Source organism: Amycolatopsis dendrobii (assembly GCF_014145675.1).
In the GTDB taxonomy this organism is placed as follows: Bacteria; Actinomycetota; Actinomycetes; order Mycobacteriales; family Pseudonocardiaceae; genus Amycolatopsis; species Amycolatopsis dendrobii.
Genome location: NZ_JACGZW010000002.1, coordinates 346880 through 370702 on the forward strand (window position 1 = coordinate 346880; position 23823 = coordinate 370702).

At 67.8% G+C, this 23823-nt stretch carries 23 protein-coding genes and 1 tRNA gene; 7 read left to right on the plus strand and 17 right to left on the minus strand.

What is annotated here, in order from left to right:
• Window positions 1–19 precede the first annotated feature (19 nt).
• Window positions 20–1735, plus strand: a complete 1716-nt coding sequence (locus H4281_RS05785; protein WP_182889825.1) for a S8 family serine peptidase — start codon at window positions 20–22, stop codon at window positions 1733–1735.
• Between the two features lie 41 nt (window positions 1736–1776).
• Here H4281_RS05785 and H4281_RS05790 read toward each other — a convergent pair whose 3' ends face one another.
• The 4 genes from H4281_RS05790 to H4281_RS05805 all read right to left on the minus strand — a co-directional run bounded on the left by H4281_RS05790 (window position 1777) and on the right by H4281_RS05805 (window position 6754).
• The gene (locus H4281_RS05790) at window positions 1777–3300 is read right to left on the minus strand and encodes an alpha/beta hydrolase (RefSeq protein WP_312872062.1); all 1524 of its coding nucleotides are present in this window, start codon (window positions 3298–3300) and stop codon (window positions 1777–1779) included.
• A 118-nt stretch (window positions 3301–3418) separates the two neighbouring features.
• Window positions 3419–4939: an alpha/beta hydrolase gene (locus H4281_RS05795; protein ID WP_237597257.1), complete on the minus strand. Its 1521-nt coding sequence runs from the start codon at window positions 4937–4939 to the stop codon at window positions 3419–3421.
• Window positions 4940–5131: 192 nt separating this feature from the next.
• Window positions 5132–5851: an ABC transporter permease gene (locus H4281_RS05800; protein ID WP_182889826.1), complete on the minus strand. Its 720-nt coding sequence runs from the start codon at window positions 5849–5851 to the stop codon at window positions 5132–5134.
• Between the two features lie 18 nt (window positions 5852–5869).
• Window positions 5870–6754: an ABC transporter ATP-binding protein gene (locus H4281_RS05805; protein WP_182889827.1), complete on the minus strand. Its 885-nt coding sequence runs from the start codon at window positions 6752–6754 to the stop codon at window positions 5870–5872.
• Window positions 6755–6889: 135 nt separating this feature from the next.
• On the opposite strand from H4281_RS05805, the gene H4281_RS05810 reads away from it, so the two are divergent.
• A complete protein-coding gene (locus H4281_RS05810) occupies window positions 6890–8029 on the plus strand; it encodes a sensor histidine kinase (protein ID WP_182889828.1) in 1140 nt (379 codons plus the stop codon).
• Complete coding sequence (locus H4281_RS05815) at window positions 8026–8628, plus strand: response regulator transcription factor (protein ID WP_037820278.1); 603 nt, start codon at window positions 8026–8028, stop codon at window positions 8626–8628. The genes H4281_RS05810 and H4281_RS05815 overlap by 4 nt, the downstream gene beginning before the upstream one ends.
• A 40-nt stretch (window positions 8629–8668) precedes the next feature.
• On the opposite strand, the gene H4281_RS05820 is transcribed toward H4281_RS05815, so the two are convergent.
• Entirely contained in the window at window positions 8669–10159 is a 1491-nt protein-coding gene (locus tag H4281_RS05820) for a S10 family peptidase (RefSeq protein ID WP_182889829.1), read from the minus strand.
• A 38-nt stretch (window positions 10160–10197) separates the two neighbouring features.
• Here H4281_RS05820 and H4281_RS05825 point away from each other — a divergent pair, with 38 nt between their 5' ends.
• The 3 genes from H4281_RS05825 to H4281_RS05835 all read left to right on the plus strand — a co-directional run bounded on the left by H4281_RS05825 (window position 10198) and on the right by H4281_RS05835 (window position 12448).
• Complete coding sequence (locus H4281_RS05825) at window positions 10198–10881, plus strand: uracil-DNA glycosylase (protein ID WP_182889830.1); 684 nt, start codon at window positions 10198–10200, stop codon at window positions 10879–10881.
• Between the two features lie 84 nt (window positions 10882–10965).
• Complete coding sequence (locus tag H4281_RS05830; RefSeq protein ID WP_182889831.1) at window positions 10966–12294, plus strand: NAD(P)/FAD-dependent oxidoreductase; 1329 nt, start codon at window positions 10966–10968, stop codon at window positions 12292–12294.
• A gap of 80 nt (window positions 12295–12374) precedes the next feature.
• Window positions 12375–12448, plus strand: a tRNA-Leu gene (locus H4281_RS05835).
• A 571-nt stretch (window positions 12449–13019) separates the two neighbouring features.
• Here the strand turns inward: H4281_RS05835 and H4281_RS05840 are convergent.
• From H4281_RS05840 to H4281_RS05855, 4 genes are all read right to left on the minus strand, one after another.
• Window positions 13020–13370 (minus strand): hypothetical protein, encoded by a 351-nt coding sequence (locus H4281_RS05840; protein ID WP_312872063.1) that lies wholly within the window; start codon window positions 13368–13370, stop codon window positions 13020–13022.
• A gap of 2 nt (window positions 13371–13372) precedes the next feature.
• Window positions 13373–13831, minus strand: coding sequence for a prevent-host-death protein (locus tag H4281_RS05845; RefSeq protein WP_182889833.1), 459 nt, complete (start codon window positions 13829–13831; stop codon window positions 13373–13375).
• Between the two features lie 466 nt (window positions 13832–14297).
• The gene (locus H4281_RS05850; RefSeq protein ID WP_281390282.1) at window positions 14298–14846 is read right to left on the minus strand and encodes an LppA family lipoprotein; all 549 of its coding nucleotides are present in this window, start codon (window positions 14844–14846) and stop codon (window positions 14298–14300) included.
• A gap of 74 nt (window positions 14847–14920) precedes the next feature.
• Window positions 14921–15187: a YxzC family protein gene (locus H4281_RS05855; protein WP_182889835.1), complete on the minus strand. Its 267-nt coding sequence runs from the start codon at window positions 15185–15187 to the stop codon at window positions 14921–14923.
• Window positions 15188–15245: 58 nt separating this feature from the next.
• On the opposite strand from H4281_RS05855, the gene H4281_RS05860 reads away from it, so the two are divergent.
• A complete protein-coding gene (locus H4281_RS05860; RefSeq protein ID WP_182889836.1) occupies window positions 15246–15737 on the plus strand; it encodes a hypothetical protein in 492 nt (163 codons plus the stop codon).
• On the opposite strand, the gene H4281_RS05865 is transcribed toward H4281_RS05860, so the two are convergent.
• From H4281_RS05865 to H4281_RS05890, 8 genes are all read right to left on the minus strand, one after another.
• Window positions 15734–17440, minus strand: a complete 1707-nt coding sequence (locus tag H4281_RS05865; protein ID WP_182889837.1) for an ABC transporter ATP-binding protein — start codon at window positions 17438–17440, stop codon at window positions 15734–15736. The genes H4281_RS05860 and H4281_RS05865 overlap by 4 nt on opposite strands.
• Window positions 17421–17864 carry a lasso peptide biosynthesis B2 protein gene (locus H4281_RS05870; RefSeq protein WP_182889838.1) on the minus strand — a complete coding sequence of 148 codons (444 nt, stop codon included), beginning with the start codon at window positions 17862–17864 and terminating at the stop codon, window positions 17421–17423. Before H4281_RS05870 ends, H4281_RS05865 begins: the two co-directional genes overlap by 20 nt.
• Window positions 17861–18115: a lasso peptide biosynthesis PqqD family chaperone gene (locus H4281_RS05875; RefSeq protein WP_182889839.1), complete on the minus strand. Its 255-nt coding sequence runs from the start codon at window positions 18113–18115 to the stop codon at window positions 17861–17863. Before H4281_RS05875 ends, H4281_RS05870 begins: the two co-directional genes overlap by 4 nt.
• Window positions 18099–19937, minus strand: a complete 1839-nt coding sequence (locus tag H4281_RS05880; RefSeq protein WP_182889840.1) for an asparagine synthase-related protein — start codon at window positions 19935–19937, stop codon at window positions 18099–18101. The genes H4281_RS05875 and H4281_RS05880 overlap by 17 nt, the downstream gene beginning before the upstream one ends.
• Window positions 19938–20027: 90 nt before the next feature.
• Window positions 20028–20153, minus strand: coding sequence for a hypothetical protein (locus tag H4281_RS46135; protein WP_255751036.1), 126 nt, complete (start codon window positions 20151–20153; stop codon window positions 20028–20030).
• A gap of 126 nt (window positions 20154–20279) precedes the next feature.
• On the minus strand, window positions 20280–20405 hold the full coding sequence (locus tag H4281_RS46140) for a hypothetical protein (RefSeq protein WP_255751035.1): 126 nt from the start codon (window positions 20403–20405) through the stop codon (window positions 20280–20282).
• A gap of 291 nt (window positions 20406–20696) precedes the next feature.
• A complete protein-coding gene (locus H4281_RS05885; RefSeq protein ID WP_182889841.1) occupies window positions 20697–22391 on the minus strand; it encodes a GMC oxidoreductase in 1695 nt (564 codons plus the stop codon).
• 117 nt (window positions 22392–22508) lie between these two features.
• Window positions 22509–23750, minus strand: coding sequence for a PucR family transcriptional regulator (locus tag H4281_RS05890; RefSeq protein WP_312872064.1), 1242 nt, complete (start codon window positions 23748–23750; stop codon window positions 22509–22511).
• Between the last annotated feature and the right edge of the window lie 73 nt (window positions 23751–23823).

The following is a 23823-nucleotide window of genomic DNA, read 5'->3' on the forward strand; positions in this document are numbered from 1 at the left end:
GTTTTCGTCAGGAGGACTCGTGAAAAGACCAAGATTGCTCGCTGTGGCACTCGCGGTGCCATTGTTCGGTGCGGTGTCCGGCGTCGCCGGTGGCGCGGCGTCGGCCCAACCGGCCGGGCCGGTAACGGAATTCAGCGTGCTGGCCCGGGACGGCCAAAGCGTCGCCGCCGCCCAGCAGGCCGTGCGCGACGCGGGTGGCACGATCGTCGCGACCAATGCGGCGGTCGGGCTCATCACCGCCACCGCGCCCGCGGCCGGCTTCACTGAGCGGGTTTCGGCGAACCGCGCGGTATTCGGTGCGGCGAAGGCGAAATCGATCGGCAGCGCGCCGAAGGCGGGCAAGAAGGAAAAGCCGGACGCGGTCGAGAAGGAAGGCCGCGGCAGCGTGTCACGCAAGGCCGCGGCGAACAAGGCGGTCGGCACCGATCCGCTGGACGACCAGCTCTGGGGCCTCAAATCGACCCGCTCCGACCTCGCGCGCACCAAGCAGGCCGGCGACAAGCGGGTGAAGGTCGGCATCATCGACACCGGCGTCGACGGCAGTCACCCGGACATCGCGCCGAACTTCGACAAGGCCGATTCGCGCAACTTCACCAAGGACATCGTCGCTGACGTCAACGGCACCGTGGTCGACGGCCCGTGCGAATACCGCGGCTGCGTCGACCCGGTTGACCACGACGACAACGGCCACGGCACGCACGTCGCCGGTACGATCGCCGCGGCTGCCAACGGATTCGGCGTGTCCGGGGTGGCCCCGAACGTGACGCTGGTGAACGTCCGTGCCGGTCAGGATTCCGGGTACTTCTTCCTTCAACCGACGGTCGACGCGCTGACGTATTCCGGCGACGCCGGGCTCGACGTCGTCAACATGAGCTTCTACGTGGATCCGTGGCTCTACAACTGCCGTTCGAACCCGGCCGATTCCGCCGCGGAGCAGGCCGAACAGCGCACGGTCATCGAAGCCACCACGCGGGCGTTGAACTACGCGCACCGCAAAGGCGTGACGATGGTGGTCGCGCTCGGCAACCAGCACGACGAACTGGCCGCGCCGCACGACGACGTCACGAGCCCGGACTACCCGGCGAACGGGACGCATCCGCGCAAGATCGACAATTCTTCGTGCTTCTCGCTGCCGGTCGAAGGCCCGCACACCATCGGTGTCGGCTCGTTCGGTCCGACGCAGGCGAAGGCGGATTACTCGAACTACGGCACCGAGCAGATCTCCGTTTCCGCGCCGGGCGGCTTCTTCCGTGACGGTTACGGCACTCCTTGGTACCGGACGGTGGAGAACGAAATCCTGTCCACGTATCCGCGCAATGTCGGGGTGGCGGCCGGAAACATCGACGCGGCAGGCAATGTGACCCCGGCAGGCGTCGCGCTTGGCGTGCAGAAAGCGACGGCGGCGGACGGCCGGGTCGGCTATTACCAGTGGCTGCAAGGAACTTCGATGGCCGCTCCCCACGCGACTGGTGTCGCGGCGCTGATCGTTTCCCAGTACGGCAAGAAGACCGGGCATTCCGCTTCGATGGATCCGGACGCGGTGCAGCGGGTGCTGGAGGGCACGGCCGCGCCGATCGCGTGCCCGGTGCCGCGAACGGTCGACTACCTGAAGGAGGGCCGGGACGCTTCGTTCACGGCTACCTGCTTGGGTGACGCGTCGTTCAACGGGTTCTACGGACATGGTTCGGTGGACGCCTATTCCGCGGTGACGCGGGGTTCGGCGCACCTGCGCTGAACGAGCGGCGGTGGGGCGGGGGTTCCGCCCCACCGCCGGTTTCAGTACTGCCGAAGGCGGTTCATGATCTTGTCGGCTGCCTGCTGTTGTTGCGGGGTCAGCTTTCGGCCCGAATTCGCTTCGGAACCGCAGAATTTGTCGGTGTCCGGCCGGGTTCCGTGGACCAGGTAGTCAGCGACGGCGTTGAAGCCGCAGCCGTTCAGATACGGGAGGCTGACGCCGTGTCCGCCCTGGTCCACAGTGACCATTCGTGCCCGGTCACCGAACGCCGCGCGGGTCTCGAGCGCGCCGGACAGCGGGGTTGCCGGGTCGCGCAGGTTCTGGACCAGCAGCAGGTTCGACGGTCCCTGGTCACTGAACTGCACCGGGGGTTCGAGCGGCTCCTTGGCCCAGTGCGCACAGGGCCAGACGTTCGCCGCCGCGCCCCCGAGCATCGGGTATTTGGCCCGGTCGTGCGCGACGTTCCGTTGATAGGTCGAAATCTGCCGTGGCCAGGCGTTGTCCCCGCACAGCACCGAGATCATGGTGGACCGCTGGCTCTGCTCCGAATTCGTGGCCGCTGGCCGCAGCAAACCGGCCGGGACCGCCTGGCCGTTGAGGAGGGCCTGCCACGTCTGCGCCAGTCTGGGGAATAGCAACGTCTGGTAAGTCAGGCTGTGCGTTCCCAGCCGGAAGAGCGAGCCGTCGATGCCACCGGCCGGGTGCTGGTCGAGTTTGTCCGCGAGCTTGAAGAAGTTCTCGGTGACTTCGGCGGGCGTGGCACCGAGGCCATAGCTCGAATTGCGGGCCGCGGCCCATTTCGCGAAGTCGGGGAAGCGGTCTTGCATTCCCTGGCCGAAGCGCCGAGCCGTGGTGGCGTCGACACCGCTCGGTCCGACGACGCTGTCGAGCACGAATCGGTCGGTCCGGTCCGGGAACAGCGAGGCGTAGACCCCGCCGAGGTAAGTTCCGTAGGACAAGCCGAAATAGGAGATCTTCTGCTCACCGAGGGCGGCGCGGATCTGGTCCATGTCCCGGGCGGTGTTCGCGGTGGTGATGTACGGCAGGATCGGCGCGGATGCCGAATCGGCGCATTGCCGGGCAATCTGCTTCGCGGTGGCCGAGGCCTGGACGACTTCTTCCCGGTTGTGCGCGTACTTCGGCGCGAGCACAAGCTGGTCGGGACGCAGATCGCAGCTCACCGGGGTGCTGTGGTCGACGCCTCGCGGGTCAAAGCCGATCAGGTCGTACTCGGCGAGCAGGCTTGCCGGTGCTCCACTATTCGCCCAGGTCGATGGGAAGGCCAGCCCGGGGCCGCCAGGGCCGCCCGGGTTGAACAGCAGGACGCCGCGTCGTTTCGCCGGATCGGTGCTGGGGAGGCGGGAGATTTCGACGGTGATCTTCTGGCCGTCCGGATGCTGGTAGTCCAGCGGCACTTCGAGCGACGCGCATTGCAGGGTTGGAGAGGCGACGTCGGCCGGGCACGGGCCCCAGTTCACTGTGGATCTCAAAGGTGCGGCGGACGCCGGAACCGCCGTCGCGGTCAACGCGGCGGCGGCGAATACGACGAGCAATGTTCTTCGCACGGTTTTCCTTCCTTGATCGATAGCCGAACTCGGAAATCCGCGGGAGGGCGTGCGAGAACGACGGTGGGGCGGAAAACCCGCCCCACCGTCTGTTTCATCGTCCCACCCATCGTCTGGTTCAGTGCCGGGTCATCCGGTCGAGGATCTTGTCGGCCGCCTGCTGTTGCTGCTGGCTGAGCCCGCGTGCGCTCGCTTCGGCACCGCAGAACTTGTCGGTGTCCGGGCGCGTTCCGTTCACCAGGAAGTCGGTGACCGCGCTGAACCCGCAGCTGTTCAGGAACGGGAGTGCGGCACCGTGGCCGCCCTGGTCCACGGTGACCATCCGGGCCCGGTCGCCGAACTGCGCGCGGGTCTCGAGCGCGCCGGACAGCGGGGTCGCCGGGTCACGCGTGTTCTGGACCAGCAGCAGGTTCGACGGTCCCTGGTCGCTGAACTGGACCGGCGTTTCGATCGGCTGCTTGGGCCAGTGCGCGCACGGCCAGACATTCGCCGTCGAGGCGCCGATCATCGGGTACGCGGCTCGGTCCTGCGCGACGTTGTCCTGATACGTCGAAATGGTCCGCGGCCACGCGTTGTCCCCGCACAGGATCGAGATCATCGTGCCGGTCTGGCTCTGTTCGGTGGGCGTCGGCGCGGGCGGCACCGCACCCGACGGGACCTGGTTCGCGAGAAGCGCTTGCCACGCCTGGGCCAGCCTCGGGAACGACTGGTTCTGGTAGATCAAGCCGTGCGTCGCCAGCCGGAAGTACGAACCGTCGATGCCGGCCACCGGGGTCTCGTCGAGTTTGTCCGCGAGCTTGTCGAAGGTCGCCGTGACGGCGGTCGGGGTGGCGCCGAGACCGTAGCTCGAATTGCGGACGGCGGCCCATTTCGCGAAGTCCGGGAAGCGGTCCTGCATGCCTTCGGCGAATCGCCGGGCCGCGGTGATGTCGTACCCGCCCGGCCCGAGAACGCTGTCGAGCACAACTCGGTCGGTCTGGTCCGGGAACAGCGTCGCGTACGCGCCGCCGAGGTAGGTGCCGTAGGAGTAGCCGACGTAGGAGATCTTCGATTCGCCGAGGGCGGCGCGGATCTGGTCCATGTCCCGCGCGGTGTTCGCGGTGGTCAGATATGGCAGCACCGAAGCGGATTCCGAGGCCGCGCACTGTTGCGCGATCCCCTTGGCGAAGGCGGAGGCCTCGACGACGTCGGCCTCGTTGTGCGCGTACTTCGGGGCGATCACCATCTGCTCGGCGGTCAGGTTGCAGTTCACCGGACTGCTGTGGGCGACGCCGCGAGGGTCGAAGCCGATCAGGTCGTACCGGGCGAGCACGCTTGCCGGGATGCCTGCCCGGACCAGGTCCAGCGGGAACGTCAGGCCGAGGCCGCCGGGGCCGCCCGGGTTGAACAGCAGCACTCCGCGCCGGGCGGCCGGATCGATGCTCTGCAGCCGCGAGATCTCGATGCTGATCTTCTTGCCGTCCGGCTGCCGGTAGTCCAGCGGGACGTCGAGCGACGCGCACTGCAGTTGCGGCGGCGCCGCGACGTCGGCCGGGCAGGCGCCCCAGTTCACCGCGGACTTCGGGGGAGCCGCGTACGCCGGGGCGGCGGTCACCGTCAACGCGGCGGCCGCCAATGCGACGAACAGTTGTTTTCGCACTGTCTTCCATCCTTTGCCGAGATCAATCGAACTCAGGAAACTGACGGGAAAGTGCACGAAACCAAGTTGTGTTCGCGGAAACCGCGGTTCGGCCGCCGGTCGGGGCCGGCTTCCGGCCGCGTTGCCGCGGACACGTCGACGATCGAGAGCGTTGCCGAGGCTACTCCGATCTCGTCGGTCCCGGAAGGGGTTTCAGCGCCGCGGTTCCCAGCGGAATAGTCGGGTCGCCAGCGTAACGCTGAGAATCAGCCAAGCGGCGATCGGGCCGATCAGGACTAGTGAGTCGGTTGCCGAGGTTCCGCCATTCCAGGAATTCAATACGAGTTCGGTGGCCGCGCCGCCGGGCAGAAGGCGTTTCAGCAGGGACAGCTGTTCGGTTCCGGTGATTCCGATCCAACTTGCTACCGCGAGGACCGCGATCGTGATCGGCAGCGTGGTGACCTGGGCGTGTTCCGGCGAGTTCGTGAGACCGGCGGTGGCCAAGCCGAGCGCGACCATCATCGCGATGGTGGCGACGACCGCGACAACCAGCAGCAGCGGGTTCTTCGGCGCGCCGGTGACCGCACCGAGCACGGCGAGGATGACGCCGACCTGGATCGTGGTGATCGCGGTGATCGGCAGGAGCAGGCCGACGAGAATGCCGGGGTCGCTGGCCGCGGTGGAGCGCAGGCGTTTCAGGAAGAGGTTCTGCCGCCGGGCGGCGAGAGTGGTGACGGTGGTGGTGTACAGGCCGATCGCGGTAATGAAGAAAAGCGTCAGTGCCGCGATGTAGCCGAGACTTCCGACCTGCGCGAAGGTTTCGTGGCGGGAAATGAAGAAAGCGCTGAACGCGACGGGCAGGATCAGTGAGGTGACTAGCACCAGGCGATTTCGGAAGAGCTGGAGCAGTTCGCCGCGGGCGATCGAGAGCATGGGAAAGCCTTTCGGTGATTACGCGTTGCTGATGGCGCGGAAGACGTCGTCCAGACGGGTCGGTCCGGCTTCTAATTCGGCCAGTTCCACGGCGTAGTCCGCTGCCCAGCCGAGCAGGGTGTGCAGGTCCTTTTGGAGGCCGAAGGTCTCGATGAGGAACCGGCCGTCCTCTTCGCGGGTCGCTTGCAGCGGCGGCACCGGGGCGTGCGGCGGGAGTCCGAAGCGGATGGTCGCGGGCAGTGTCCGGGTCAGTTCGGCGACGGTGCCTTCGCGGTTGAGCGTGCCCTGGTGCATCAACCCGATGCGATCGGCGCGTTGCTGCGCTTCCTCGAGGTAATGCGTGGTCAAGACGATGGTGGTGCCGTCCTCGCGGAGCCGGTCCACTGCACCCCAGAGCGCGTCGCGCGATTGGATGTCCAGACCAGTGGTCGGCTCGTCGAGGAAGACCAGGTCCGGAGTCCCGTAGACGGCGGTCGCGAAGTCGAGCCGTCGCTTTTCGCCGCCGGACAGCTGCGACACCCTGGTGGTGGCTTTGCGGGTGAGATCGGTGATGCCGAGCAGCCGCTCGACGTTGTCGTCGCGCTGGGTCAGGCTGCCGATCAGCCGGATCGACTCGCGCACCGTCAGGTCCGGCGAGAAGCCGCTTTCCTGCAGCATGATGCCCATCCGGGGACGCACGGAAGCACGGTCGCGCGGGTCCTTTCCGAACACCCGCACGGTGCCGGAGCTGGGTTTGCGATGGCCCTCGACGGTCTCCAGCGTCGAGGTCTTCCCGGCGCCGTTCGTGCCGAGCAGCGCGTACAGTTCGCCGCGGGCGACCTGGAACGACAGATCGCGCACGGCCTGGAAGTCGCCGTAGGTGAGATTCAGGCGGTCGACTTCGATGACTGGGGTCGTGGACATGCTCTGATTCCAGCCGGATCCGCTGGTCGGCGGTAGTGCGGCCACGTCAGCCGAAGACATGACGCTGCGTCACTGGTGGGCCATCGGCGGCTGCGGCATGCTGGGGCCGAACCGCCCGGCCGAACCTGGAGCGCCATGACCGAGATCCGTCCGCCGCGGCCCCGCCGGATGTCCTGGTCCGGCGACGCGGTCCAGTACCGGCTGCGGCGGCTCAACCTCGTCACGGTGATGCCGCCGCTGCTGGTGGTCGGCGTGCTGCTGATCATCGTCAGCAGCCGGACCTGGTGGCACGTCGGCATCCAGGTGATCGGGCTGCTGGCCGCGATCGCCACCGCCGAACGCTGGACCGCGGGCGACTTCATCCGCACCGCGCGCCCGTGCCTGGTGCTCACCGCGTTCGTCTGGCTCGCCGGCGCGCTGGACAACAGCCCGATGGCGTTCTACGGGCTGAGCATGGTCGGGTCGTTCCTCATCCCGCCGCTGCCGCGGCACCGGTTCGCCGCGCTGGTCGGCTTCGCCGTGCTGACCGGCGCGATCGGCTCCGCCACTCTGCTGCTGCACCACGACCATCTCGGCGCGCGAGTGCTGGCCTACGTGGTGACCCCCGCGGTCGGCTCGGCGCTGTCGACCCTGCTGATGTTCGCCAGCCAGAAGCTCTACGACCTCGTCGCGGAACTGGAGGAGTCCCGGGGGAAGGAAGCCGAACTGGCGGTGGTCCGGGAGCGCGTCCGGTTCGCCAGCGAACTGCACGACATCCAGGGGCATACGCTGCACGTGGTCAAGCTGAAGGTCGCGCTCGCGGAGAAGCTGCTGCACCGGGATCTCGAACGCGCGCAAGAGGAATTGCGCGAGGTGCACACTCTGGTCGGCGAAACCATCGTGCAGACCAAGGAACTCGCTTACGCCCAGCGCAGGCTCAACCTGTCCGCGGAGCTGGAGAACGCGAAGAACCTCTTCGAGGCGGCGGGAATCCACGTGCGGATCGATCGGCTCGCACAGGTCAGCTCGGGTGCGGACGAGCTGCTCGGTCAGGTGCTGCGCGAGACCGCCACGAACATCCTCCGGCACGCGCAGGCCCGGCAGGTGCGGATCACGTTGACCGAAACGGGGATCAGCATCGTCAACGACGGCGTTCCGGAGCGCGAGGAAACGGTGCTGAGCGGACTGTCCACATTGGCAGACCGGCTGGCGGATCAGGGCGGAAAGTTGACCGTGGAGCAGAAGGACGGCCGATTCGTGACGGCCGCGGCCTTCCCGGAGAAGGTGGCGCGATGACGACGGTGGTGCTTGCCGACGACGAAGCCCTGCTCCGCAAGGCGATGGCCGCGTTGCTGCCGATGGAGGACGAGATCACCGTGCTCGCCGAAGCTGAAGACGGCGAGGCGGCGGTGCGGGCCACTGTGGAGCATCGGCCGGACGTGCTGGTGATCGACCTGGAGATGCCCAATGTGGACGGACTGGGCGCGGTCGCGCGGATCCGGCGGGAACGGCCGGAGCAGGTGATCCTGATGCTGACCCGGCACGCCCGGCCCGGAGTGCTGCGCAAGGCGTTGAAGCTCGGCGTGCAGGGATTCGTCAGCAAATCGGCGGAACCGGCGCACATCGCGGCGGTGATCCGGACGCTGGACGAGGGCAAACGCTGGATCGACCCGGACGTCTCGGCGCTGGCGGTGGTGGACGATTGCCCGTTGACCGTGCGCGAGATCGACGTGCTGCGGGCGACGCGGGAGGGGTATTCGGTCGCGGACATCGCGACGCAACTGCATCTGGCGGAGGGGACCGTGCGGAACTATCTGTCGAACGCGATGCAGAAGACGCAGACGCGGACGCGGCACGAGGCGGCGCGGTATGCGCGGGAGCACGACTGGTTGTGAGTGCCTATGCCGGTTCTGACCGGCATAGGCACTCACGAGGTCAGCGGTTGGACGCCTTCTTCACGAACTTGCCCAGGTCCTTCGACTGCTGCACCCGCGACGGTTCGTGCACGTACATCATGTGCCCGGCCGGGTAGTAAGCCGTGTCGATGTTCTCCCGCAGCTCCTCCGGAATCTTCAGCTGCGAAAGCACGTACTCGGACGCGTAGTACGCCGTCGCGCCGTCGTAGTGCCCGAAGGCGACGTGGACTTGCAGATGCGGGTTGGCCCGCATCGCCGCGCTCAGCGTGTCCACAACGGACACTGAACGGCCCTCGAACTCCTTGTAGGACCAGGACTTGAACACGTCAGAGGACAGGATCTCGTACGGCAGGTCGTTCTCGTAGCCGAGGTCGGCGCGCACGTAGTGGTTGAAGCCGGCCGAGTAGGCTCCGATGATCCGCGACACCGAAGGGTCGTCGCTCATGTGCTCGACGCCGCCGTCCGGTTCCCACGTGGTGAACCGGCCGTCCATCCGCCCAACGGTCTTGCCCTGGTCGCGCAGCAGTTCGGTGAAGAACCGGATGTGCTCGATCCGCAGGTTCACCCGGTCCACATAGGACTCGCTGAGCCCGGTGAGCGACGCCAGTGTCTGCACCGCCTCGGTGCGGTCCTGAGTGGACAGCCGCGCGCCGCGGGAAAGCGCCCACGGCAGTTCCTTCGAGGCGAAGTCCTCGGCGTCGGCGAGCACGTCGTCGAGCGGACGGTCGCCGTGCCGGCCGTGGTAGTGCGCGATCGCCGCGTACGTGGGCAGGAACAGCGAGTACGGCAGGTCGTTGCCCTCGTGGAACCGCAACGTGCCGAGGTCCAAAACGGACGAGATGAGCATCAGGCCGTTGAGGTACAGGCCGTAGCGCTCCTGCAAATGCCCGGCCAGCGCGGCGGCGCGCAGCGTGCCGTACGACTCGCCGGCGAGGAACTTCGGCGACAGCCAGCGCTGGTTGCGCGAAACCCACAGCCGGATGATCTCCGCGACCGATTCGACGTCGCCCTGGAACCCGGTGTACGGCTGGGATTCGCCGCCCTCGGTCACCCGCGAGTAGCCGGTCTGGACCGGGTCGATGAACACCAGGTCGCTGTGCGCGAGCAGGCTTTCCGGGTTGTCCTCGAGCCCGTACGGCGGCGGCACCGGGTCGTTGACGTCGCCGGACAGCACCCGGCGCGGTCCGAGCAGGCCCATGTGGAGCCAGATGCTGGAGGAACCGGGGCCGCCGTTGAAGGCGAAGGTGACCGGCCGCGTGCCGGGGTCGGCGTCGTCGAGGGTGTAGGCGGTGAGGAAAACCTCGGCCTTGGCCTGGTAGCCCTCGGATTTGCCGTCCTTCTTGACCTCTTGGCGGAGCACGATCCGGCCGGTCTGGGCGGTGTAGGCGAGCTTGCGCCGCTTGACGGTGAGGGTGTGCTGCGTCGTGACGAGGTCGTCGACGGGCTCCGCCGCCTTCGTCTCCTCGTCCTTGGTCTTCTCGGCGGTCTCGTCCGCGGTGGTGTCGGCCATGGCCCCAACCTATCTCGTGACCCGGTTAGATTGGCGCAATGCGCACGTTCGCTGACCTCGACGCTTCCCTGGTCGAATGCCGCGCGTGCCCGAGGCTCGTCGAATGGCGCGAGGGCGTGGCCGGGACGAAGGCCGCGTTCGCAGGCGAGAGGTATTGGTCGCGGCCAGTCCCCGGCTTCGGCGCGGAGGACGCCGCGCTGGCCGTGGTCGGGCTCGCGCCGTCCGCGCACGGGGCCAACCGCACCGGCCGGATGTTCACCGGCGATCCGTCCGGCGACTTCCTCTTCCGCGTGCTGTACGAGGTCGGTCTCGCTTCGCAGCCGGTGTCGGCCGCCATCGGCGACGGGCTCACGCTGCGCGGCACCCGGCTCGTCTCGCCGGTCCGCTGTGCGCCGCCGGAGAACCGGCCGACCCCCGCTGAACGGGACACCTGCCGCCACTGGCTGGCCGACGAACTGGACCTGCTGCGGCCGACCCTGCGCTCGATCGTCGTGCTCGGAGCATTCGGCTGGCAGGCGCTGCTGCCGGTGCTGTCCGCCGCGGGCTGGCCGGTGCCGAAACCGCGTCCGGCCTTCGCGCACGGCGCCCGGATGCAGGTCGGCGACCTCGCGGTGTTCGGCTGCTACCACGTGTCACCGCGCAATGTCCAGACCGGTCGTGTGACACAGCCCATGGTGGTGACCGCGTTCACCGCCGCGGCCTCGGCGGCCGGGCTCATCTGAATCGTGACAACCAGCGTGGCGATGCTGGTCACAGCGGGGTGGGGTACCCGAGCGGAGCCGCTTCGGAAGTGCGACTATAGGTACATGGCTGCTGCGAAGTCGGAACCGACTCGGATCCTCGTCCTCGGTGGTGGATACGTCGGCCTGTACACCGCGTACGGGCTTCAGAAGATGCTGCGTGCCAACGAGGCCTCCGTGACCGTCGTTGACCCGCAGCCGCACATGACCTATGCCCCGTTCCTGCCCGAGGCGGCGGCCGGCGCGATCGAGCCGCGGCACGTGGTCGTGCCGCTGCGCCGCGTGCTGAAGCGCTGCCACGTGCTGACCGCGCGGGTCACGAAGATCGAGAACGAGCGCAAGGCCGTCACGGTCGAGGCGGCCGACGGCCACATCGAGACGCTGAACTACGACGTGCTCGTGGTCGCCCTCGGCGCCGTCGCGCGGATCCTGCCGATCCCCGGCCTCGCCGAGGAGGGCATCGCCTTCAAGACCATCGGCGAAGCGATCTACCTGCGCAACCACATCATGACCAAGCTGGACGAAGCCGCCAGCACGCTCGATCCCGAGCTGCGCAAGCGCCTGCTCACGTTCACCGTGGTCGGCGGCGGGTTCGCGGGCATCGAGGCGCTGGCCGAGCTCGAGGACATGACCCGCTTCGCGGTCGAGAACTACTACCCGAACATCAAGCCCGCGGACATCCGCTGGGTGATGGTCGAGGCGGCCGGGCGGATCCTGCCCGAGGTGCGCGAGACGCTGGGCGTGTACACGGTGCAGCAGCTGGAGAAGCGCGGCATCGAGGTCTACCTGTCAACCGCGGCGAAGTCGTTCGAAAACGGCCACGTCGTGCTCTCGGACGGCACCGAGTTCGACACCGACACGATCATCTGGACCGCGGGCGTGAAGGCCAACCCGGTCCTCGCCGGCTCGGACCTGCCGCTCGACAAGCGCGGCCGTGTCGAGGCCACCGCCGCGATGCAGGTAGTCGGCCACCCGGACGTCTGGACCGCGGGCGACAACGCGGCGATCCCGGACCTCTCGCGCACCGAGCAGGACCCGACGGCGACCTGCCCGCCGAACGCCCAGCACGCGGTCCGCCAGGCCCGCCTGCTGGCGAAGAACATCATCAAGGTGATCCGCGGCGGACAGCCGAAGGACTACTACCACAAGAACCTGGGCGCGGTCGCGAGCCTCGGCCTGCACAAGGGCGTTGCGGACGCGCTGAACCTGAAGATCAAGGGCTTCCCGGCGTGGCTCTTCCACCGCGCCTACCACCTCAAGGCGATGCCGACGTGGAACCGCAAGATCCGCATCCTGTTCGACTGGATGCTGGGCGGGCTGTTCCGGCGCGAGGTCATCTCGCTGGGGCAGATCAACAACCCGAAGGAAGAGTTCAACCGGGCCAGCAAGGGTTGAGCCGTTCGTTGGTGAAGCCGGGTCGTCTTCGGGCGGCCCGGCTTTGTCGTGCATGGGCCGGGGTTCGCTAGGGTGGGTGGGCCCCCGTAGCCCAATTGGCAGAGGCAGTCGACTTAAAATCGACCCAGTGCGGGTTCGAACCCCGTCGGGGGCACAGTTTTCTCTGGTCAGGACGACTCTTCCGAGGTTCGGCCAAGAGCAACCCCCCGGTTTATCCCCGGAATTGCCGGAGGCTGGGTCGAGCCGCATGCTTTCCGGTGCGCTGGCGTTGGCCGGTGGGACCGTCGAGCGGTCCATGTACACGTCCTGTGTCATCGACGGCTTGTTGCGGATGTCCCGCCGGGTACTCGAAGGGCCGCGAATCCCGCCCAGCGAGTCCGAGAAGGCCGGGCTGGTAGGACCTCGGCTGTCTTCCGGGCGATCCACAGTCGCTCGCGCAGCATCGCGACCCGCCGGGAAGGCACGGGCAGCTTGCGGTCTCCGTTGTCCGTCTTGAGCTGGTTAACGCGTCGCAGGCCAACGCATCAGATCCGGCAGATCCTTGCCGTAGCCTGCTTGTCCGCTTCGAACTTCTGCAGCGAAGCCTTTCGCTCAGCCGGGACAAGCACCGATAGCGCTTTGCTGGGCCGCGTACGCCAGGACTGCGCCGGCCACCGCACGAGCCGTCCGAGCATGCGCCGCGCTGATTTCGCTTGAACAGCAGGCAAAAACACACTCAGCAGCGGTTACTTGGTCTCGTTCGGATGATGTGTATGCACTTGCTCGAGATAGACCGTGCGCTCTGAGACGTAGAACCAAATGCGCGCTGACCCTCCAGCCGTTGGCTTGTGCTGCCAGCGCGCATAGGATTTGCCGCCCCGCTGGACGGTCTTCAGCTCGCCCTTCAGACGGTAATTCGTCGGCGTCGTGGCCTGTGGCGTCCGCGTCAGAAAGTCCCAGGTGTCCGCCATCGCATTGCGAATGGTGGCCACGAGATCCCGCCAGCCCTTCAGTGCGTCAGTGGTGGCGAAGCGGATCTCGTACTCGATCTTCTTGGGCGGACGAGGGACCAGCTCCCCCTTCTTGGCCGCCGCCACGGTCAGGGACGCTCCACGGTTTCGTCCTCGTCGAGCCATTCGAGGTCAGTGCGGCCCAGCCCCGCAGCGACAGCCGTAGCCGTCTCCTTCCAGGACGTCAGCTCGGCGATCGCCAGATGAGGCTGGTCGGTCGAAAAGGATGCTCGCGCCGCGTCGACGAGGTCCTGAGCGCACGACGCCCGGTCCGCGGGCGAGAGCGCCAGCATCCATGGAAAAACCTTGGCCATGCGGTCAGCCAGTGTGCCCTGGTCGTCAAGGGTGACGGTGATGAGCTGAGCTGCGAAATCGAGCAGTCGCGAGCGGCCTTCAGCCTCACGCTTCGACATCAAGACCAGCGCCTCGCCGTCACGGCGAGTCACTGTCACTGGGTGGTCTTCGGCCTCAGCGAAGACCTCGGCCGAGTGCTTGCTCAGATCCGAGGAGCGCCGAGTCGCCCCGGAAAGGTCTGCTGCGGGGATCATGGCCCCATCGTATTCGGAACGTGTTCGGAAGTCTAGCTGTCAGGCGGGTCGTGCGCAGCACACTCTGGCTGGCAGTGCCGGCGGCTATCACCGAACTTGACGATGCCGACAGGGCCGATCCTGGCAAGCGGGGGAAGGAGAGCATCTCCGTCGTCTGTTCGAGACCCCTGCAATTGGGGGTGCCCGGTTGAGTACATCGACGAGGCAGCGGTCCAGGACAAGCTACTGCCCGCCGATCTGCCGGAGATCGCCAGCCTGGAGGGAAGGACGAGTCGAACCCTGTTTTCGCGCGGCATTAATGGCTGCTCTGCGAGCAGGCGGCGCTCGTGGGGATGCTGTTCGAACCCCGTCAGAGGCACCGTTTTCGCTGCACCAGGTGTGCGCCTCGATGTTCTTGCCCGGTCAGCAGAGACAGCTGCGTTCGATCGCCGGGTGGGTCTTGACGCGGAGCCGGTTTCGCCGAGGTCTAATCGTGTGTGGGGCCGCCGCGGCGGTGTGCTTCGGCCGTCAAGTGGCAGCCTGTCGTTACCTCGATGACAGTGAAGTTGCCGGTGCCGAAGTGCAGCATCGCGCCGTTGGGGTCGGTGTACCCCATGGTGTGGTTGCCAGGTTGATTGGCCTCAGGAGCGGGTCTGAAGCCGTAGCCCGCGGCGAGTTGCCCGACCAGGGCTTGGGCACGGGGCCAGTCGGCCTCAGCCAGGCTGCCGGACGACTTCCACATGGGCAGATGCAGCTTCAAGCTGTCGGAGCCAACACCGATGTAGCCAATGCCGCAGGTATAGCTGTTGACTTCGGAGCCTTTTTCCCAAGTGCGGCCGAATTCGGCGGTGAGCCGGTCGCGGATGGCGGTGACCATGGCGGTGTAGGTGGCTTTGGCCTGGTCGATGTCGGGGAGCTTCATCATCTTGGCGTAGCCCTCGGGGACGTAGGGGGGTTTCTGGCTGCAGCCGCTGGTGAGGGCTAGCGCGAGGGCCAGTGTCGCGAGTCGGGCGGCGGACCGAGAGGGCAGAGGCATGAGAGAACTTCTACCGTCTTCCGGGGCGTTGATCTTCGAAGTCGGCCGATCGATGGGCAGCCGGTATCGAGCGGTTACCGGGTGCGGCGGCTCCTGAACTCGGCTAGCCAATCCTGTACCTGGCTGTCGTCATGCAGGTAGGCGCCGCCGGGGCCGTGGCGCAGGTCGATTCCATGAAGAAGACCCAAGGCCCACCAGTTCAGCTCATCCCACGAGAGACTGTCGTCGGCCAGCCAGCGACCGGCCCAGCGGTCGACAGCGTCGCGGGTAATTCGCCCGTCGAGCAGTGCGACGAAGTGTTCCTCGATCTCGTCCAGGTCTGGCTGCTCGCCATCGGTCACCCAGCAACCGTATGCGAAGCGGGACCGGTCCCGCGCGAATGGCTGAGACTGGGGCGTCATGAGGATTTCAGCGCGGCAGGTCGTCTCTCGCGTTCTGCTTGCGGCGGCGCTCTTTTCCGGTGTCGGGTGCCTGATCACCGGGCTCGGTCAGCAGGGCGACGTCGATGACGCTTACCGGATCGAGTTTGGGCATGAGGGTGATGCCTGCGACGAGAAGCGTCACTTGCATTTGAGCGTCGACACCGGTGAGGCGATGGATTGCACGGCGTATCCGCAGTTCTCGTTCGGCGGCAGCACGACATTGCCTGGGTTCACGCCTGCGCAGAACGGTGAGATCGGGGACTTGGTCAAGGGCCTTGCGGTAGGCGGGTTGAGCGAGGCTGAGCAGCGGCAGATCCAGGATCGGGTGGACGAGATCGCGGTGACGGTCCCCGAATCGGAGCGGCCTTATCACTACACGGGGTTGTGGGGGACGGGGCTGGCGTGGCTTGGGGGCGCGATTTTGGCTGTGAGTCTGCTGCTTTTCGCAGGTAGGAGAGTGAGGCGTTAGGGGACTAGGCCCGCGTCGGTGCTGATCCGTCCTTGCTCCAAGGCGATCACTGTCTGCGCTCGTCGAACGGTAGCTGGGCGGTGGGCGATGACCAGTAGCGCGCATTCTCCGGCAACCTGATCCAGCGTCTGCGCGAAAGCGGCTTCGTTGGCTGCGTCCAGTTGGGACGTTGGCTCGTCCAGGAGCAGCAGTTCCGGGCGTGCCAGCAGGGCTCTGGCGATGGCCAATCGTTGCCGTTGGCCGCCGGAGAGCATGCCGCCGTGTTCGCCTGCTGGGGTTTCCAGTCCGGCGGGGAGACGGGAGACGAATTCGGTGAGGTTGGTTTTCTCCAGGACGTCGCGGATCTGCTCGTCGGTCGCGTCGGGGGCGGCGTAGGTGAGGTTGTCGCGCAGGGTGCCGTGCAGGATGGGGGTTGTTTGTTCTACCAGGCCGATTCTCTGGCGGCATTCGGCGATCGACGGCTGGTATCCGTTGAACAGAATGGTTCCGCGGTCGGGTTCGTAGAAACGTTCGATCAGCGCGAGGATCGTGGATTTTCCGGCTCCGGAAGGGCCGACCAGAGCGACATGGCCTCGGCGCGGGACGGTGAAGGAGACGCCGCGCAGTACTGGGCGGTCGGGGTGGTAGCTGAACCAGACGTCGCGTAGTTCCAGGACCGGTGCGGAGGCTGGGGAAACCAGGGACGTGGGAGTGTGGTCGGTTTCGGTGGGGAGCCGGGTCATGTCGTGGACTCGCTGGAACGCGGCCAGTCCTCTTTGGATGGTGGCGGCCAGTTCGAACAGGCCTGCGCTGGGGACGGCGATGTAGCTGACGTAGAGCAGGAAAGCCACCAGTTCGGCCAGGGTGAGATTTCCGTTGGCTACTTGGATTCCGCCAGTCACCAACACAGCGATGAGGGCGCCGTGGGCGGAGAGGGTTACTGCTGGGCCGGCGATCGAGTTGAGGCGGGCGGCGCGGACGTTGTCTTGATACGTCGTGTGGGCGTAGTGGCCGATGCGGGCGGTTTCCCGGTCTTCCGCGCGGGTGGCGCGGATGGTGCGGATGGCGCTGAGGGCTCGTTCCAGTTCCGCAGCCATCAGGCCCAGGTTGTCTTGCGCGTTTTCGGTGGCGTTTCGGATGCGTGCCAGCACAAACAGCGTTACGCCGCCGACACCGCCGACGATGACAGCCACGATGCCGAACAGCAGGGGGCTCAGCCAGAGCATGGCGACGGTGCCGCCGATGACTACGAAGCTGCCGGTGAGCATTTCGACCAGGTCGTAGGCGAGGGTGTCGCGCAGGAGGGTCGTGTCGGCCGTCGTTCGGGACAGCAGGTCTCCGATGCGGTGGTGGTCGTACAGTCGCATCGGCAAGCGCAGGAGGTGGCTGATCAGGCGAACTCGCAGGCCTAGTACGACGCCTTCGCCGGAGCGTTCCAGCCAGTAACGGCCGATGGTGTCCGCGCCGGCTTCGGCTACGAACACGGTTACGAGCGCGACTAACAGCCAGCCGACGGCACCGCCGGCTCCGACGGCGTCGATGGTTTGCATGGCCAGCATTGGTTGCAGCAAGCCAAGTCCGGCACCGACCAGGGTGAAAAGCAGTGCGACGGCGATGTTTCTGCGGTGCCCGCGGGTGGCGGCGAAGAGATGGCGCAGACCCACCCGGGAACGGGCGGGCTGCTCGGTGGCCGACGTACTGGTTTCAGGGGCGGTGACGGTCATTCCGGGCAGTCCTTAGCGGGGCGACGGTCAGCAGCGGAGCGAAATAACCCGCGGGATGGATTTCGTCGACGACCTGGCCGTCGGCTTCGATCCACGCGTGGGCGCTGAAGGGTTGCGTGCGCACGCCGGTGCGCCAGGTCGGCCAGGTGCCGTGCACGCGACACAGCAGTGCGGCGGCGACGGAGCGGAGCAGGCAACCGTCGCCTGCGCAGCGCAGGCTGATCGCGACGACCGATCGACGCGCGAAGCGGGCTTGTTCGAAGGTGGCGGGGCGAGCGCCTCGGCGGGCGAAGCGCAGGATCGCGCAGAGATGCTTGGGGGACAACGCGGTCAGCACGGTCGCGAGGCCGACGATGAGCAGCGGCAGCAGTTTTCGATGCAGTGGCAGGCGAATTCGGTGGGGTACCACAGTCGGCTGGCTCACGACGGTTCGACCAACCCGGCGGCGAGCAGGCTTTCGGTCATCGCGGTGATGTCGGCCTGCACTTGGGCGGCGTCGATGTCGTACCGGGCAGCGAGGTCGGCGGCGATCTGGTCCGCGGTTTCGCCGGCGAGCAGGCGGTCGAGAGTGTGCGTGCCGGTCCGGTTGACCTGCCAATAGCGTCCGGTGCGTTTGTTGAGCAGGACCGAGCCGTCCGGAGTGTCGGTGAGCGCGGTGTCAGGGTGCAGGTGCATGGGTCCTCCGGTCGGTCGCGGGCCGCGCGTCGGCGATCGCCCGAAGCCACATTTCGCAGCCGAGCGCGGTTTCCAGGTGTGCTTCCACCTCGTCGTCCAGCCGCGGTTCGAGCAGGCAGGCGCGGAACGCGTCGAGGTCGAGCAGGCCGCGTGCCGCCAAGGCCGAATCGGCGAAGTAGTCGAGCAGGTCGGGCACGTGCCGGTGCGCCTCGGCGTCGTCATCGTCCTGGTAGTTGCCCTTGGTGGTGCGGTCGAGGATGACGTCCGGGACGAGCCCGCGCATGGCGTCGGCGAGCAGCGGTTTGTACCGCCAGGGCGTGAAGCGGTCGGACGTCCGGACCGCGAGTGCGGCCTCGACGACCCGGTCGTCCAGATACGGGAGGTCGAGCGGGACACCCTCGGCGGCGTACTCGCGCTGGATCTGCTGGCACAGCGGCCCGGCGGCGCGCAGGCTGGTCAGCGCTTGGTGCTGGCCGCGGTCGGCGGCGAGCGGGACGGCCTCGGCGGCGATCTCGTACAGGACCCGGCGGGTCGTCGCGAGCGCGTCCCCGGTGGCCCACGGCGCGGCTCGGACCGGATCGGCCCAGCCGAGGTCCGGTGTCCCCGGGCGGGGAAGGGGGTCGGTGAGCTGGTCAGCCGAATCTCGCCACCAGTCGCCCCAGCTCTGCCGGTCGGCCAGCGCGGCAAGGGTTTGCGGCCACGACCACCGGCCGAGGCTGCGGTAGACCCGGAGCTGCCGCAGACCGGTGAGCGGGCGGCGGCGGACCAGCGTGTGGAGATAGCCGGCCGATCCGCTGAAGACCTCGTCCCCGCCGTGTCCGGCCAAGTGCAGGCCCGAGCCGTGCTCGGCGAGAACGCGCACGCCGTGGGCGGAGCCGTTCAGCCCCCGGGTCATCGTCCACGGCGCTTCGAGATCGCCCGTCGCGTAGGGCGGTGCGAACAACGCGGGCGCGCTGGCGTCGGACCGTTCCAGGTGTTCGACGCCGGGGAGCAGCCGGGCGGCTTCGGCGGCGAAGATCGGATCGTCGTTGGCGACACTGCCGCCGGACCACCGGAAGGTGAACAGGTCGGGAGTCTGCGCGGCGGCGAGGAAACACAGCGTGGTCGAGTCCATTCCGCCGGACAGATCCAGCGACAACCGGCCTTGCGCAGGACGTCGTTCCGCGACCGATTCCCGCAAAGCGCTGCGGACCGCGGGAGCGCCCTTGCGGATCGGCAGGTCCGGTTCCGGCGGGCGCCACCATCGCACCGTGCTGGCTGGTCCGTCGTCGGTCAGCACGACCGCGGAGTCCGGCGGCACGGAATGCACTGTGCGCCACCAGGATTTCTCGATCAGCGGCGGAAGAAGCTGCATTTCCGTCAGGTGCGCGGCGAGAAGGTTCTCGTCCAGGTCGGCTCCGGTCATCTCGGCCAGGACGTCGGCGCGGGTGCCTGCGATCGGGACGGAGCCGATTTGGGTGTGGAAGGCGCGGCGCAGGTTCGCGAGAGTGCCTTGCAGGCGGGTTTGCCCGTTCACCGACGCGATGAGGTGCGCGCTGCCGGGCAGGACGCGGGCGAGGGCGTCCGCGTCGGAGACGGTCCGGAGGCGGGCGGTGTACGCGGTCAGCCGCTCGACCGGCATCGGGCAGAACCCGAACACCGCGACGCGCGCCCGGCCCGTGATGGCGACCCGGATTTCGCCCGGCTCCCAGCGGCCGGCCAGCCACGGCCGGCCGGAGGAATGGAACAGGACGCTCGGCCGCCGGTAAGGGACTCGCGGCAACAGCGCGGTGCCGGCCGGCGAGTCGGGGAGGACGACGAGACTGCTCGAGAGTGCGTTCATCGGCACACCGACCGGGTTCGATTCGGACGACGGACGTGGCTGTGGGCTGGCTCGGCTTCCGGCCGGGTCAGTAGCGGGGTGATCGTGTGTTCAGCGGCGGCGGAGTCCGTGCAGGATGGCGTCGCGGTTGCCGCGGCCGAAGCTGCGGGTGACGGTGGCGAAACGGCCTGCGGGGCGGGCTTTGGGGGCTTGGTAGCGCTCGGGGAGGGTTTTCACGGCAGCCAGCTCTCAACGAGTGAATGACGAGATGACGAACGTGGCTGAAGACCGGTTCACTCGACCTCCAGCCACGTCAGATCAGTTCAGCGGGCCGCACTCGCCGCCCGCGAAGGGATCGTTCGCTCAGCGGCGACGACGTCCGTGCCGGCGGTGGTCGCGGGCGCCGCGGCGCAGCCGGCGGGTGTCGGTCGCGAAGCAGCCGACCGAGGAGGCCTCAGGGGCCTGATAGCGTTCGGGAAGGGTCTTCACGGAAACCAGTCCTCCTCTGTACGCACTTCTGATGGCATTTCTTATGGGTTCGATAGCGATCGCTGATGAACTTTCCGGATGTGCGAAGTGCTCCGCGCAGAACACGCTAGCAGGACTGCCAGGGGCTGACACTCAGGCGTTCAGTCGAATCAGTTGGGCCGACGGATGTGTCGGTTTTGTTTTTGCAGGAAAGACATGCGGCGCGGTGCATCTGTTCTGGTTCGCGGCCGAAATGCTTCTGTGTGCGTACTTAATTCCGCTGCGGAAATGTTGCCGGGGTTTGTGGTGCGGTCAGGGAATGAGCGCGCCGGGAGCATCGGCCGGGACCGCGGGATGACGCGGGGCTGCTGGGGCGATGCGTGCGTACGGTGCGCCCAGCGGGGGACGCCGGTCCTCCTCGCCGCGGTTGGGCCAGAAGGACATCGCGCGTTCGGCTTGCGCGGTGATCGTCAGGGACGGGTTGACGCCCAGGTTCGCGGAGATCGCCGAGCCGTCGACGACGTGCAGGCCGGGGTGGCCGTGGACGCGCTGGTACGGGTCCAGGACGCCGTTGGCCGGGTCGTCGGAAATGGCGCAGCCGCCGATGAAATGTGCGGTCATCGGGATGTTCAGGATTTCGCCGGTAGTGCCGCCCGCGATGCCGTCGATTTTCTCCGCGACGCGGCGGGCGGCGTCGTTTCCGGCGGGGATCCACGTCGGATTCGGTTCGCCGTGGCCGGGTGCGGATGTCAGTGTGTGCCGTCCGGTGCGGGTGCGTTTGCCCGAGACCGTGATCGAATTGTCGAGGGTTTGCATCACCAGCAGGATGATGGTGCGTTCGGACCAGCGGCGCGGCGAGAACCAGGTGAAGTTCCGCGGGTTCCTGGCGAACGCGCCGAGCCAGGTCAGCCAGCGCGGGACAGGCTTTCCGCCGTCGGTGAGCGCGGTTTGCAGCAGCGACATCGCGTTGCTGCCCTTGCCGTAGCGGCACGGTTCGATGTGCGTGTGCGCGTCCGGGTGGACGGACGAGGTGATCGCGACGCCGTGGGTGAAGTCGACGTCCTTGCGTTTCGATTTCGCGCCGAGGATGGATTCCGAGTTCGTCCGGGTCAACCGGCCGAGGCTGGCGGAAATTCGCGGCAGGGCACCGGTTTCGCGGGCTTGGTGGAGCAGTTTCTGCGTGTTGTAGGTGCCTGCGCTGAAGATGACGTCGCGGGCGAAGAAGGTGCGCACGTTTTTGCGGCGGCGAGGCGACTTTCCGGTGCGGACCGCGGTGACGAGGTAGCCGCCGTCCGCCGGGCGCACGTCGAGCACTGTGGTCATCGGGACGACGTTCGCGCCGCGTTGTTCAGCCAGGTAGAGGTAATTGCGGTCCAGCGTGTTTTTGGCGCCGACGCGGCAGCCGGTCATGCAGGACCCGCATTCGGTGCAGGTTCGGCGGGCTGGTCCGGCACCGCCGAAGAACGGGTCTGGCACGACGGTTCCGGCCGGAGTTTCCTTGTCGCCGAAGAAAACGCCGACAGGGGTGAGCCGGAACGACGAGCCGACGCCCAGGTCGTCGGCGACTTCGCGGAGCACCTGATCGGCGGCGGTCACGGTGGGGTTCTGGGTGACGCCGAGCATCCGGCGGGCCTGGTCGTAGTGTGGTTTCAGTTCGGCTTGCCAGTCGGTGACGTGCGCCCACTGCGGGTCTTCGAAAAACGGCGCGGGCGGTTCGTAGAGGGTGTTGGCGTAGTTGAGGGAACCGCCGCCGACGCCCGCGCCGCCGAGGATGACGACGTCGCGGAGGAGATGGATGCGCTGGATTCCGTAGCAGCCCAGGCGCGGTGCCCACAGGAAATTCCGGACGTCCCACGAGGTTTTGGGCAGCGTCTCTTCGGTACGGCGGGGGCCGGCTTCCAGCACGGTGACGCGGTAGTCCTTTTCGGACAGCCGGAGCGCGCTCACGGAACCGCCGAAACCGGAGCCGATCACGAGGACGTCGGTCTCTTCGCGGGTGTCGTTCATCGTTGTCCTCGCAGGCGCGGTGGCGAACTCGTTCGCCCGAGTCTTCTCGCCGAGGTCAGGCGAGGGCATCGGTCCGCGGACCGGGAGGCCGGGGCCCGACTGGTCCGGCGGCACAAATCAGCCGACCGGCCGCAGCACCGCCGGACCGAGCAGCCGGCACGCCAGCAGCGCCACCTCGACGTCGATCCGCCCCTCCGACAGCGGACGGCCCCGCTCCTGCTCGGCCTTGCGCAGCCGGTACTGGATGGTGTTCTTGTGCAGGTGGAGCTCCTGCGCGGCGACCATCAGGCTGCTCCCGCTGGACAGGTACGCCCACACCGTCTCGCGCATGCGACGGTGTCCCTCGTCGTCGTCGGCCAGCGCGCCGAGCACCGCCTGGACCCAGCCCGCGACCGCCGACGGATCCGCCGCGACCAGCGCCAACGGCCCGAGTTGCGCCGCCGCGGTGACTGGCCGCGGTTGCGTCCGCTCGGTCATCTGCGCCACGGCTTCGGCCTGGCGGGCCTGCTGGTGGGTGGTGCGGAACCCGGCGAGACCGCTCGCCGGGTCGCCCAACGCGACGCGCACCGGATCGGGTGAGCTGGCGAGGGCGGCGGACACCGCGTCGAGATCGAGCGTCGACGTCGGGAACCAGGCCCACACGGTCGAGGCGTCCGGGGCCACGACCAGCGGGGTGGTCCCGAGGGCGTTCGCGAGCAGGGCGGCGTGGCGTTCGAGGGTGGTCAGCCGCGCGCTTTCGTCCAGCTCAGGACCGCACCAGAGCACCGCGCCGACGTGCCGGTCCGACAGCGCGTAGCCGAGGGTTTTCTCGACGTCGGCGATGTCGACGGGCTTGCCGGACAGCGCGGCCTGCACCTTCGCGAGCCGGGCCGCGTTGCGGTGGCGCAGCCAGGTGTCGCGTTCCGCCTGGTAAGCCTCGACCACCTCCTCGGAGATCTTGTCGATGTAGGTGAACGCGACCTGCGACAAGTCGGTGGCGGCGGCCGAGATCTCCGCGGTCGCAACCGGCTCGGCCGCGATCCGGGCGATCATTTCCTGCTGGAAGGAGGCCTGGCCGAGCCGGTACGCGCGCAGCATCGCGGTGATCGGCACCCGGCGCTGCGCCAGCCGCCGCGCGAACTCCAGCGCGGCAGGCGGGGCTCCGACGTCCGCGGGCCGGGTGGCGCCGCTCAGCACGCCCAGCGCGGCGACGAGGTTTTCCCGGACCGAGCTTTCCAGCAGCTCCCCGGCTTGCGCGTCGGGTGCGAGGACCGGGACCGCCTCGGCGATCTCCTCCACGATCCGCGCGCAGAGCAGCGCGAGCTCGGCCAGGACCGAGTCCGCGACCTTGGCCAGCGTGGCGGCAGCCGTCGACGTCACAGGCAGCACCGTACGCCCGGTTCGTGCCCGGGACCCAACGCAGCCGAGCGTTTCGGTTCCGCGCACAGTGTCC

Bases quoted from the DNA above. Each gene is read 5' to 3' on its own strand.
- H4281_RS05850 (WP_281390282.1), bottom strand. From the start codon at position 14,846: ATGCCTCTGCCCTCTCGGTCCGCCGCCCGACTCGCGACACTGGCCCTC.
- H4281_RS05865 (WP_182889837.1), bottom strand. From the start codon at position 17,440: ATGACCGTCACCGCCCCTGAAACCAGTACGTCGGCCACCGAGCAGCCC.
- H4281_RS05880 (WP_182889840.1), bottom strand. From the start codon at position 19,937: ATGAACGCACTCTCGAGCAGTCTCGTCGTCCTCCCCGACTCGCCGGCC.
- H4281_RS05800 (WP_182889826.1), bottom strand. From the start codon at position 5,851: ATGCTCTCGATCGCCCGCGGCGAACTGCTCCAGCTCTTCCGAAATCGC.
- H4281_RS05825 (WP_182889830.1), top strand. From the start codon at position 10,198: ATGCGCACGTTCGCTGACCTCGACGCTTCCCTGGTCGAATGCCGCGCG.
- H4281_RS05860 (WP_182889836.1), top strand. From the start codon at position 15,246: ATGAGGATTTCAGCGCGGCAGGTCGTCTCTCGCGTTCTGCTTGCGGCG.
- H4281_RS05830 (WP_182889831.1), top strand. From the start codon at position 10,966: ATGGCTGCTGCGAAGTCGGAACCGACTCGGATCCTCGTCCTCGGTGGT.
- H4281_RS05875 (WP_182889839.1), bottom strand. From the start codon at position 18,115: ATGCACCTGCACCCTGACACCGCGCTCACCGACACTCCGGACGGCTCG.
- H4281_RS05810 (WP_182889828.1), top strand. From the start codon at position 6,890: ATGACCGAGATCCGTCCGCCGCGGCCCCGCCGGATGTCCTGGTCCGGC.
- H4281_RS05845 (WP_182889833.1), bottom strand. From the start codon at position 13,831: ATGATCCCCGCAGCAGACCTTTCCGGGGCGACTCGGCGCTCCTCGGAT.
- H4281_RS05820 (WP_182889829.1), bottom strand. From the start codon at position 10,159: ATGGCCGACACCACCGCGGACGAGACCGCCGAGAAGACCAAGGACGAG.
- H4281_RS05815 (WP_037820278.1), top strand. From the start codon at position 8,026: ATGACGACGGTGGTGCTTGCCGACGACGAAGCCCTGCTCCGCAAGGCG.
- H4281_RS05885 (WP_182889841.1), bottom strand. From the start codon at position 22,391: ATGAACGACACCCGCGAAGAGACCGACGTCCTCGTGATCGGCTCCGGT.
- H4281_RS05805 (WP_182889827.1), bottom strand. From the start codon at position 6,754: ATGTCCACGACCCCAGTCATCGAAGTCGACCGCCTGAATCTCACCTAC.